Annotated in this window: 13 protein-coding genes and 1 pseudogene; 5 read left to right on the forward strand and 9 right to left on the reverse strand. The window is 57.9% G+C overall.

Annotated elements, in window-relative coordinates; genetic code table 11:
• The 3 genes from EOA86_RS07875 to EOA86_RS07885 form a co-directional block, all read left to right on the forward strand.
• Nucleotides 1-600, forward strand: a 600-nt coding sequence (locus tag EOA86_RS07875) for a hypothetical protein (RefSeq protein WP_128341150.1), incomplete at its 5' end; no start/stop codon positions are given.
• Nucleotides 601-629: 29 nt separating this feature from the next.
• Entirely contained in the window at nucleotides 630-1358 is a 729-nt protein-coding gene (locus EOA86_RS07880) for a hypothetical protein (RefSeq protein WP_128341151.1), read from the forward strand.
• Nucleotides 1359-2330: 972 nt separating this feature from the next.
• Nucleotides 2331-2630, forward strand: a complete 300-nt coding sequence (locus EOA86_RS07885; RefSeq protein WP_065009244.1) for a DUF1236 domain-containing protein — start codon at nucleotides 2331-2333, stop codon at nucleotides 2628-2630.
• Here the strand turns inward: EOA86_RS07885 and EOA86_RS07890 are convergent.
• The 4 genes from EOA86_RS07890 to EOA86_RS07910 all read right to left on the reverse strand — a co-directional run bounded on the left by EOA86_RS07890 (nucleotide 2621) and on the right by EOA86_RS07910 (nucleotide 5812).
• Entirely contained in the window at nucleotides 2621-3502 is an 882-nt protein-coding gene (locus EOA86_RS07890) for a transglutaminase family protein (RefSeq protein ID WP_128341152.1), read from the reverse strand. The genes EOA86_RS07885 and EOA86_RS07890 overlap by 10 nt on opposite strands.
• Nucleotides 3503-3593: 91 nt before the next feature.
• A complete protein-coding gene (locus tag EOA86_RS07895) occupies nucleotides 3594-4478 on the reverse strand; it encodes a transglutaminase family protein (protein WP_128341158.1) in 885 nt (294 codons plus the stop codon).
• A gap of 662 nt (nucleotides 4479-5140) precedes the next feature.
• Entirely contained in the window at nucleotides 5141-5341 is a 201-nt protein-coding gene (locus EOA86_RS07905) for a CsbD family protein (protein ID WP_029348486.1), read from the reverse strand.
• A 207-nt stretch (nucleotides 5342-5548) separates the two neighbouring features.
• Nucleotides 5549-5812: a hypothetical protein gene (locus tag EOA86_RS07910; protein ID WP_127212410.1), complete on the reverse strand. Its 264-nt coding sequence runs from the start codon at nucleotides 5810-5812 to the stop codon at nucleotides 5549-5551.
• Nucleotides 5813-6030: 218 nt separating this feature from the next.
• Between EOA86_RS07910 and EOA86_RS07915 the strand changes: the two genes are divergently transcribed.
• On the forward strand, nucleotides 6031-6327 hold the full coding sequence (locus EOA86_RS07915; protein ID WP_128341153.1) for a DUF3606 domain-containing protein: 297 nt from the start codon (nucleotides 6031-6033) through the stop codon (nucleotides 6325-6327).
• 33 nt (nucleotides 6328-6360) lie between these two features.
• Here EOA86_RS07915 and EOA86_RS07920 read toward each other — a convergent pair whose 3' ends face one another.
• The 5 genes from EOA86_RS07920 to EOA86_RS07940 all read right to left on the reverse strand — a co-directional run bounded on the left by EOA86_RS07920 (nucleotide 6361) and on the right by EOA86_RS07940 (nucleotide 10496).
• On the reverse strand, nucleotides 6361-7281 hold the full coding sequence (locus EOA86_RS07920) for a YihY/virulence factor BrkB family protein (RefSeq protein ID WP_128341154.1): 921 nt from the start codon (nucleotides 7279-7281) through the stop codon (nucleotides 6361-6363).
• A gap of 95 nt (nucleotides 7282-7376) precedes the next feature.
• Nucleotides 7377-8111, reverse strand: a complete 735-nt coding sequence (locus tag EOA86_RS07925) for a hypothetical protein (protein WP_128341155.1) — start codon at nucleotides 8109-8111, stop codon at nucleotides 7377-7379.
• Between the two features lie 300 nt (nucleotides 8112-8411).
• The gene (locus EOA86_RS07930; RefSeq protein WP_128341156.1) at nucleotides 8412-8822 is read right to left on the reverse strand and encodes a TadE/TadG family type IV pilus assembly protein; all 411 of its coding nucleotides are present in this window, start codon (nucleotides 8820-8822) and stop codon (nucleotides 8412-8414) included.
• On the reverse strand, nucleotides 8812-9255 hold the full coding sequence (locus tag EOA86_RS07935) for a TadE/TadG family type IV pilus assembly protein (protein WP_128341157.1): 444 nt from the start codon (nucleotides 9253-9255) through the stop codon (nucleotides 8812-8814). Before EOA86_RS07935 ends, EOA86_RS07930 begins: the two co-directional genes overlap by 11 nt.
• A gap of 5 nt (nucleotides 9256-9260) precedes the next feature.
• On the reverse strand, nucleotides 9261-10496 hold the full coding sequence (locus tag EOA86_RS07940; RefSeq protein ID WP_127212030.1) for a pilus assembly protein TadG-related protein: 1236 nt from the start codon (nucleotides 10494-10496) through the stop codon (nucleotides 9261-9263).
• Between the two features lie 209 nt (nucleotides 10497-10705).
• Between EOA86_RS07940 and EOA86_RS40050 the strand changes: the two are divergent.
• Nucleotides 10706-10881 (forward strand): annotated as a pseudogene (locus EOA86_RS40050) (homoserine dehydrogenase); the annotation flags it as partial.

Below are 10881 nucleotides of genomic sequence, written 5' to 3' on the forward strand. Positions count from 1 at the left end.
GCGGGCACGGAGGACGGGCTGGACACTCGGTTCTGTCGACCTCACGCTGACCACTACTCACGCCATGGGAGCCCGTACCGTCCATCCTACGGGGCGCGAGAGATCGCACCATACCGGGACGCTGCGCTGGCATGGCTGGAGGCTCACGAGGATGACACCTATGTCCGCAATGCCATCGACCGTGTGGCCACCCTGCTGCAGACCTCAGGGCCGCGTGTGGAGGCGTTCAGGCTTCGCGGACTGTCTCCTCAGGACCGCGCCAAGGCCGCCTGGGCGAGGCTCAGAAACGCCGCAGTGGACCCTCGGCGGGTGGTGGCGGCTTGGCTCGCAATCGAGATGATCATTCGGGACGATCCACAAGCCGAGAGCAAGATCGAGTTCAAGCGAGTGCAGGCGGCGAAGCTGATCCACAAGATGGCTTCGGGGACGCATAAGAGGTGGGGCGAGGGGCCGAACGTCAAGGAACTGCACGTCTATCCGAGGTCTCGGGGACGGGTCCTGAGGCACGTTGGCGCGGCGCTGGAGCAAGCCACAGAACTCCTAATTCAACATCGGGCAGCCGCTCTGCCCCGGCCATTTCCGAAGGGCGATCAGACTTGAACACCAAACACATCCGCGTTGCCGACATCATGTTCGATGTGGACACCCAGATAAGGGAGAAGACCAAGCCGGACTTGGTGCGCCGGTATCGACAGGCTATGGCCGAGTACGACCCCAACGGGACCACGGTCGTGGGGTTTGAGGCAATTCAGGTGGCCGAAGCTCAGGCGAAAGGGGCGAAGAAAGTCTACACCATCATAGATGGCTGGCATCGCGCGACAGCGGCTCTGGAGTTGGGCAAAGAGCTGATCGAGGCCCAGATCATTTCCGTCACAGGCAGAGAGGAAATCCTTTGGCTGGCATCACGGGCCAACCTCCTGCATGGCGAGAAGCTGTCGCCGAAGGAGAAGCGAACGGCGTTCCGCAACTACCTCAAGGCCAAGCAGCATCGCCATCCCGGCCCGCGAGGAGGCAGAGCAAACGGCAAGATCAAGTCGGCGCGGGAGATGGCAATCGACCTTGGAGGGATTGCGCACAAAACAGTCCTGAAGTGGCTAAAGGCCGACGCCCCGATGACCTATCACCAGCTTCAAAGGGAGCGGACGGAGGATTTTCCGGAAGCGCCCGATGACACCTACGATGGAACCTACAATCCGGATGCGAGGCACCGTGACGCCGCGATTGGATACCTTCAAGAGGTTGCGCTGAGGGTCCGGGCGATCAAGGGAAGGGACGGGCTGGAGGCCATTTTGGCTGAGCTTTCTGCCGTCGAGAAGGAAATCGTAAAGCGCCTGCCGGTGTCAGCCGATGACTACTAAGTGGGGAAATCCCCAGCCAATCACAAGTTCCTCTCGTCGGGGAGACAACTGCCCGGTTCATTTGATGCTCGATCCCATACGCCACAAGGGTTTCAGCGCCGCAATCAACGTGAGGACCTCGAAACATGCTAACTGGTTTCGTGAGGACCTTACCGGCTACTGTCACCGTTAAGCAGGGAGGACGCATCCCGCCGGCACCGCACTTGCGCGCCGCCCTTGTCGAGAAGACACAAGGCTGGTACACAGGTCAAATTAAGCGGCAGGAAAGTCTCAATAGAAACAGGTAGTTGGTGCGTTGTTGACCGAGTTCAATCCTCTCTCGCAGCACCAGTTTATCCCGAAGATTTTCAATAGTGCGCTTCGCCTGGGCACTTTCGATTTACGAGTCGGGAGCAATCAGCCTTCCGAAACGAGGACATGCGCGTAGCGAGCTACTGACTTTTCGTCCTTCCACCGGCCGGTGCCGGCGAGCCCGCGCAAATCCATGCCAGCGTACCGACGCATTCACGTCGCCCAGCTGTGGCAAGGAAGCTCACGAGATGCGTTCAGATCTTGCGAACCTCGCCGCAAACTTGTCGAGCGCAAGCTGATACTGGGGTCAATCCTAAGCGGGATCCTGCTATAATCCCGTATGGCCGCTCGCATAGTGGTTATCCTGGCGCTGCTTTCCGCCTTCGCCTACGGATTCGCAAAACTCGTGGAACGTTATGGCGACGCTGGCGACAAGCCCTCTCCGTGTGAAAAATGGCCACATCCTGATTGTCCAGTCCCAAACGCGCCTCCTCCGGAAGAACCTAAGCCTTGAGCGGGAGCGCGTTCGCGGGCAGCCGCGAACGTCAGCGTTGATATTCCGTGGCAGCGGGTTCGCGCCGTACAAAATGGAACAAGAATTGCGCCGCATCGTTCAGATAACTATGCAACCCGTCGCGGCAGCAATCAAGCACCGCAGCTGAAGGTTGCTTGGAGGCTATTATGGGTAAGCAACTTACATCGGCTGCGGCAGGCATCCTTCTGTTCGTTGGCGTCAGCGCCGCCGCCGCTCAGGACGTCATTATTCAACCCGAGCAGGACACTGTGATCCGCGAATACGTGAAAAAGAAACCAGTGGCATCACTCAGCCTTCCCGGCGTGGAGCTCAACATCGGCACACCTCTGCCCGAAACAGTCGAGCTGTACGAGGTGCCGGACGTTCAGTACCGCTACGTCGTCGTCGATGGCCGAACCGTCCTGGTCGATCCAGGTACCCGCAAGATTGTGAAGGTCTACGACTGACTTGACCCGTCACGCTGAAGCCCGTCATGCCGAAAGGTGCGGCGGGCTGACGCCTTCTCAGGCTCGGCGTGGATTTCTTCTGTGATCACTTCGAAGCGGGTGAGCCGGGAAAGACCGAAGCTCGTTGAGATAGCGACGTCATTGGCATCGCATCCCGTCGCCATCAGGATCCTGCCTATGCGAGGCTGGTTGTGCCGTGCATCGAAGGTGAACCAATGGCCGCTGAGATAGGCTTGGAACCATGCGTTGAAATCCATGGGGTACGGCATCGGCGGTATGCCGATGTCGCCGAGATAGCCGGTGCAATATCGCGCCGGAATGTTCATGCAACGGCACAGCGTGATTGCCAGATGCGCAAAATCGCGACACACGCCGGCCCGGTCGGTTAGCGCGCCATAGGCGGTCCGCAGCGTGTCCGCAGCCTGGTAGTTGAAGGTGATGTGTTCGTGAACGAAATCGCAGATCGCCTGGACGCGCGCCCACCCGGGTGCGGTATTGCCAAAACTGCTCCAAGCGAAGTCGCCAAGCCGATCGGTATCGCAGTAGCGGCTGCCGAGAAGAAACCTGAGCACGTTGTCGGGCAGCTCTTTGATATCGTGCTGGACGGCGCCCGCGGCCACAATTTCTGGCTTGCCGGTGTCATGAATTTCGAAGTTCGTTGATATCGTCGTAAGCCCCGCGGGCACCTCTATTCTCGTGCATAAATTGCCGAAAACGTCGATGTAGCCGCGGGCGTCGACCGGGCGATCGAAGCCGATGATCTGTTCCGTCAAAAGATCCCCGCGACGTGAAGGATGGATATCAAGGACGAGCAGCATCGGTGTCGGCTGCGGACATTCGTAGGCGAGGTTGAAACCTGCGCGGATACGCATCGAAGCTCCAATGCGTTGATTAAAGCAAACTCCGGATTGCCGAGAACAGTTCCGAACACATTTAGAGGATGCTAATTTTTATTGATGCTGGTTATTTGATGCCAGCTTCCTTCACCACCTTGACCTCCACCGTCATGCCGAGAAAGTTCGACGCGCTGCCGCAGTAGCTTCCGGAAAGAGGGATGGCTTGCCCAGGATGCCTGGCCACAGCCACCCTGATAAGGTCCCGGTTGCCGACAATGCCATTGGTGGGGTCGAACTCGACCCAACCCGCGCCAGGCAGATAGACCTGGCACCAGGCATGCGTCGAACCGCCGCCGAGGACAGTAGCGCTGTCGCGGTTCGGCACATAGACATAACCAGTCACAAAACGGGCAGCAAAACCGAGCGAACGAACCGCTTCCATCATGAACAGCGCAAAGTCTCGGCATGTGCCTCGACGCAGGTGCAAGGTCATGAGCGGCGGTTGCGTCCCTGATTCAGTTCGACGGGAATACACAAAGCTCTCGTGGATGGCGTAGCAAAGTGTCATCAGCAATTTGCCCGTCTCGGTGTGGCCTCTGGCGCTCACGAACTGTCGTGCCCATTTGCCGATCTCGTCGCCGTCATCGAGATGATGGCGCTCGATGGTTTGGGTGAGGTCGGTTGCCTCGTCGGGATCATAGGAAAATGGATAGCTGAGTGCTGCTTCATCGATACGGAAATCAGGCGCATGCTGCGGCGTGTGATCGAGCCGAATGTCTGTCACGAAACGCAGTTCGTCGCCGGAACCCTGGAAGTCTATTACCGCAACGCAGTTTCCAAAAACGTCATGGATCCAGCCAACCTCTTTCGGCTCGGGGTCCACCAACAGGGCATGATCCAGAAGTCGCTGATCGAAACTATCGCGCGGCCTGAACATCAGCCGATGCTCGCCAAACGTCACCGGTTGCGTGTAGCGATAGACGGTCGTGTGCTTGACTGAAAAGATCGGCATTGGCTTGCGTCGACCACGTGCGATATCAGCGCAATCATATATCTTTTTCGAGGTGCAGCGGACAAAATGGAGTCTTTCGCCTCGACGCGCCGTATCAGGAGGTCTCCACCGCAGGCCTTTTGCAATCTCCAATTGGTAGACTCTCTCAACGCCCGGTAAGTTAATCCTTGCGCCCGGAGGAGCCAAGGCGAGGAACGTCGCAAACGGGAGGAAGCAATGAACGAAGACTACGGTCCGGCCATAGACCACGACAAGCCTTACGAAATAGCTGCTTTCGCTAAAAAGCATGGCCTTACGATAAGGGCTGCCGAACTGATCCTTTTCGCCTATAGCCCGTCCCGAGCGGCGTGCGACACTGCCGCAACGGCTTTCCTCACGGCCGTCGCCGCACAGGCCAAGAGACAATCGGCGCGCTAGCTCTCGTTCCGAAGATCCTGGAGCGACGGCTGGCGCAGAGCAACCCGCCACCGTCGCATTTAGTCGCCCACCGCTCATTTCGGAGCGGCAGGCTTGGAGCATTTGCAGCCAAGTGGAATCAATGGCGTCGCAGAGATGCGGCTAAACAAATAGATAGAGCGAGATGCCCAGTCCAATTCGAACCCAACCCGCTCTAGGACTGTCGAAGCTGCGCCGATCGACGGTGCGGCCTCGATGCTGGACGCTCAGGTGAGATTTCTGGACCAGTCGTCTATCTGGCGCTCCGCCTCTTCCTTGGCGATTCCATACCGCTCCTGAATGCGTCCTGCGAGTTGGTCACGATTGCCCTCGATGCGATCAAGGTCATCGTCGGTAAGGTCACCCCATTGCTCCTTGGCCTGGCCTTTGAACTGCATCCATTTTCCCTTGATTTGATCCCAGTTCATGAATTCCTCCTTTGTTGTCTAGAGGAAATGCAACTGGACACCACATGTTCCCAGACAGCGGATCGTCCGTGACGATTATTGCCCATGACGATTATCCTTGGCGACGCAGCAAAAAGCCGCCGGCCGGAGCCAGTGGCGCGAATTGGAGCAGGATAAGAACGATCCGCGTCTTGAAATCACACTCGACGGAAAGGTCCCTCAGCCGGATCATCTGGCGCGCGCCAAGGCGATCGATATGACGTTGTCTGCATCCGCCCCCGGTAGATCGAACAGCATCGGAAGTTGGCGGGTCATGGCCATTTCCACGATCAACTCTTCGATGGAAGCTGTCGGCAGATCGGTCTCGACACTATTCGAGATCATCGAGGCAAGCTTGTGGACTGGCACTGGTGCCGACTTCGCACGGTCGTCGAGCAACCTGCTGATTTCGATTACAACGTCTGCGTCAATGCTCTTTGGCAATTCGCGCATGGCTTTTCCTCCCTGCCCATATCATGCGCGTGCCAGAGGGCTGAGTCTCGAAAAATCTGCATATGCCTTAAAGGCGCGCCGGTCGGGTTGCTTTGGCCGGGCGTTCGGGCCTCCGGTGAAAAAGCGAAGCGCGCTGGTGTCGCATCCGGCAACGAATTCGTCCGTTTTGCGTTGGCCAATCATACATTGCGCGCAAACGTGACCAAAGGAGAGTAAGCATGACAGCCGACGCGGCGAAGCTCTATCCCCGCCACTGGGATCGGATCTCCGGCAGCGAGGATTACGTAGTAAGGTATTTTGCCCGGCAGAACGGCATCACCCCCGCGCAAGTCCATCAGTTGATCAAGAGATATGGAAGCAACCGCGCCAAGCTGGTGGCTGCGGCGAAGGAACTTCGCACGTCGCTTCGACCGGATGTCCCCCCGGATGTCCCCAAGACCACGCTCGCCTCGGGGCGCCGCGCCGGACGTCTCAGCGCCGGTGTTAATGCCAGAAATGGCTTAAAACCGTGGTAGGAGACTGCCGAAATCCCGCCGATGACTTCGTTCTCAGACTTTTCGATCCTGGCCGGCGTCGCCGGCATCTTTTCGCGATTTACTTGCTTCAATAGTCGCCTCCAGATCGGATCGGCTGCCGTATCGAACCGAGTAGGCTCGTGTAAATTCGGCGCCCAACAGAAAGATCTCCGACGAATAAAAGACCCACAGCAGCACGATGAGCAGCGCACCGGCTGCCCCGTATGACGATGCGACGGCGCTGGTTCCGATATACCAACCGATCAGCGACTTGCCGATCGTGAAGAGAAACGCCGTTACTACCGCGCCGACGCCAACGTCGCGCCATTGCAGCGCGCGGTCGGGCAGGACCTTGTAGATTGCCGCAAACAACAGAGCGATCAGGGCAAACGAAACGATCCAGTTGATTGCGCTCAGGATGAGGGTGCCAAAGGGCAGATATGCGTTGATGATATCTCCAAGCGCCGAAATTGCAGCGCTTACGACAAGGGACACCAGCAGCAGAAAGCCAAGCGCCGCGACGAGACCCAGGCTGGCAGCGCGTGCCCGCACGAGCCGTGAAATCGATGTGCCACCCGGTTTGACTTTCCAGATCTCGTTCAGGGCAACCTGCATTTCGCCGAACACGCCGGATGCGGTCACCAAAAGTGTGACGAGCCCCAAAATGCTGGCAACAGTTCCCGCCTCCTTGTGCGACGCGTTCTCGATTGTCGCTTGCAGAAGCTCGGCGCTCTGCGGACCCATCAGGCCCGCCATCTGGGCCGAAAGCGCCAGCTGTGCCGCATCGTTTCCGAAGGCCATGCCAGCGATGGCGACAACGATGAGCAGGATCGGTGCAAGCGAGGTCGTGGCATAAAACGCCATCGCTGCCCCGTGGCTCAAGGCATTGTCATTGATGAAGCCGAGGATGCTCTCCTTAAGAAGTGTCCAGCCGTCTTTCGCCACATTCCACATGTTTTGCCTCACCTGCTTCCCAAGCAAATAGAGGCAACACCGCGGCGGACCAGAGCATCACATTCGAGAAGTTCTGGTCCGTTTGGATCCGGCGTTTAGGTGACGGATCTTGGGTTGTTTGGCGTGATCTGTCCCGAGGCTCTCTTTGTGAGACCATCCTGCGTCGGGAAGGCCGAGAACGCCGCGATGGCTAGGAAGATCGGAATCCCCAATTCGAGGATTTCCTCGAACACTGTGGAGGTATAGATCCGGGTGAGCTGGATGCTGAGAAATGTGAGATTTGATGGCGCCCCGTCGATGACCTTGGAAAGGACGGCGCAGCCCACAGCTGCGGCAATGGCCACGGCAGTCGCCTCGCCGTGGCGAAGCCCGTGCACAAAGCTACGGAAGCCGTTCTTCAGGAGCAAATAGAAGGCAATGCCGAGGGCAATAACGACCGTCGCGCCGATTAGCTTTTCCAACAGCGGAACGTCAGGCGAGATATAGAGGGTGGTCTTGGTGATGTTGTGGGTGGTGAAATGCGCATGAAAGTCCAGCTCGCGCAGGCACATCGCGATCAGGATGGCGACAAGGTACCACCGCTTGAGCAGGTCTCGATAGGACATTTCCCGGACAAGCGTTGCCACGACGATCAGGTAGCCTGCGGCCGAGAAGACTTCAATTGGACCGCCTTCGCTGAGGTAAAACTTCCGTATGTCTTCGGGAAAGAAAGCGAGCGGCAGGGCGATGAGAAAGACGAGCACCAGCAGGGCAAGGCCCATTTGGTTGAAATAGTGGCCTTTGCCGTAACCGGTCTTTCTTTCGCTCCACGCCATATCTGTCTCGCCCATCTGTCTGTGCCGACTCTCTATTGATCGTGATTTCACACAATTTGAAAGACTGGGCCATTGTCAAGTTGCCGCTGCGTATGCCGCCCTATGCCCGGCCGCTTGCCGTCGCTCTGACGGCATGACTGCGCAAGCGTGACGAGCCTGGTCCGGCCTAGCGCGGTGATGGCTGTCCTGTCCAGAAAGTGTCTTTGTAGCGACGACGACCCGTTCGCCCACGCCACCGATCGCCGCCATCCCCCTGCGGCGGTGTTAATCAATCGGCGCCCGCCGCCTGTTGCCTAAAGGCGCTGTTGGACGCTCTCACGATCCAACCAACGGAACTGTGACAGTTGTCGCATAATTGATCGGATATTGGTCGAAGTACGGGAACTCGATCACGAAAGCATATCTGGCCGTGAGATGCGCCATGCGGAAGCCGCCGCTGGGAGGGTCGATTGCTATCGTCACATCGACATCTTTCAATCCCAAACCCAGCAATTTTTCTGTGGCTATGGCCTCTATTTCGGCTTCGGTCAGCGAGTTCTTCAATTGCAGCGCACGTGAGGACGTTTCCAGCGTATAGCGAACGCTGGACATGGCATTCAGAGCCCAGCCGAATGCGAAGATACCGAACAAAAGCATTATCAGAAAAGGTGCGATCAGCGCGAATTCCAGCCCAGTCCCACCTGATGTATCACGGCTGAACGCTCTCGCGATCCGCTTAGCGGACACGGATCACCTCTTGATGGCCGATGTCGCGAGAAAGAGAAAACGCGCCAAAAATGAAGGGCGGGGACCAGGTCGCCGTCGCTTTTATTTCCACGAAGACCGAGGGAGCTTTCGTCCCCCCGTTGCACAGGCTCGATGCATCGACCACGGTGCTTCCGCACATGTATTTCCGGCCCAGTGTAACCTGTGCGCCTTCGGGATGGTTTTCCCAACTCGAAAGGGCAACGGCTTGGGTGGCCGCGTCGTCGGTTGCTCCCTCCATCACAAGATTTGCCGCCGTCTTGACGCTTGCGCGCATCGACAGCGAGCTTGATACGAAAGACCAGCCGTCAATGATGCCGAAAAGCACCAGGCAAAGGATCGGCACAATCAGGGCAAACTCCACCGCAGCAACACCCGAATCGTTGCGGAAAATCCGACCTGACCGCCGTTCCATGACGGTTACTCGACAAGCTGAACGGATTGCGCCGCCGGGATCTCTCGCATTCCGAGGCTGGTGCAATTCTGCTTTATGCTTGTAGCGCCGGACCACTCTATCGTATCGGCGACGACCTGTGTGCAACCACCTTGGCCCGAGAAATTGCCGAGATATTTAACCCCCTGCGTTGGAAAATACAGAGCACCGGTCAAAAGCGAATCCGCCGTGCCATTAAACGAGTTTGATCCCGCCAGGTTTGCTCTGTCGCCGTAAAACAGCACACCCGAATAGGTGCCTGACGTCGGTGCGCTAAGCTTGACGGTGGCCGTACCGTTCATGCTGACGCCGGAGCTGCCGGCCAGATAGATGATGACTCCGTCGCCGGAAATATTTGCGTTCGCGCTTGCTTTGAAATCGCCCCCCTCAACTACATATACCCCAGGCGAGAGCGTTACACTGCCGCTCAAGCTGAGCCCCTTGCAGTATGTTCCAGGTTGCAAGGTCGACTGATTGGCGTTTTGACAGGGGTTCGTGGCTGGTGGCGCCGGCAAGTCGGCAAAAGGATCCGCAGCGGGCAGCGCCTGGGTAAGCGGGTTCGCGCAAACGGTTTTTACAACGTTGCTCAATGAAACACCGCCTGCCGATATCAGGCAATCGGCCTCCAGATATGCCGACCCTTGAAGCTTGAGGGCGTCCGCGGCGATTGAATCCGACATGACGGAGCAGCCGGTCAGCTTGAGGTTCGAACTGCCGGAAAAAAGCGCCGCTCTCGAAGCGGAAGGATTGAGCGCCAGAACGCAGGCTTTTGACGCGTCCGTGATAAGAGCCACAGCCCTGGCCTGTGCGCCGACCGCGCTTTGGCTGAATATCGATGTGAAAAATCGATCGAGCGTCTGATAGACGACTACTTCAACGGCCTTTTTTGCGACATTCGGTCCGGACGATGGAGGCGTGAAGACCTCGATTGTGCCTGTCGATGGTCCCCAGCCGTTCGTGATCGCCGACAGTGTCGCGGCCGAGATAATCGTTGGCTTGTCGGATCCCGAAACTTTTTCCAAAGCGCCAGCATAGGCTGCCGCATCCGCCACCGCCTGTAACTTCAGGCTGCTGTAATACCAATAGGAAGTCTCGACACCGAGCCCCGCTCCGCCGACAACAATCGGCAAACACAGGGCAAAAATAATAGCAACGTTGCCGCTCTCGCTGGTTCGTCGCGGACAGCTGAAAAAACGCCTGAAGGTACCGGCACCCCATCCCATTTGCCTATTCAAGCAGCAAAGCATAAAGGAATGTCTAAGAATTTCACTCGATTTGTTAGCTGCGCTCCTCGATAACCGCCGACGCTGAACCAGCTTCTCCAGTCCCCCGGGGGCATGCGCAAGAAATTGCCGACGGCGGCCGGTTTCGTTGGCAAAAGGTTACCATTCCCTGCTATTCCCCCTTCAAATCAAAAGCAGTGGACTTGCGCATGACCAATGTCGCCCTGACCGGGCTTGCCAGCGATCTCGCCAAGCGCGCCGCGGAAGGCCGTCCGGTGCGCATCGGCGTCATCGGCTCCGGCGAGATGGGCACCGACCTGGTGACGCAAGGCATGCTGATGCCGGGCATTTCGGTGTGCGCCGTCTCGACCCGCCGCCCCCACAC

The sequence above is a fragment of the Mesorhizobium sp. M5C.F.Ca.IN.020.32.2.1 genome (assembly GCF_004023105.1).
GTDB classification, from domain to species: domain Bacteria; phylum Pseudomonadota; class Alphaproteobacteria; order Rhizobiales; family Rhizobiaceae; genus Mesorhizobium; species Mesorhizobium wenxiniae.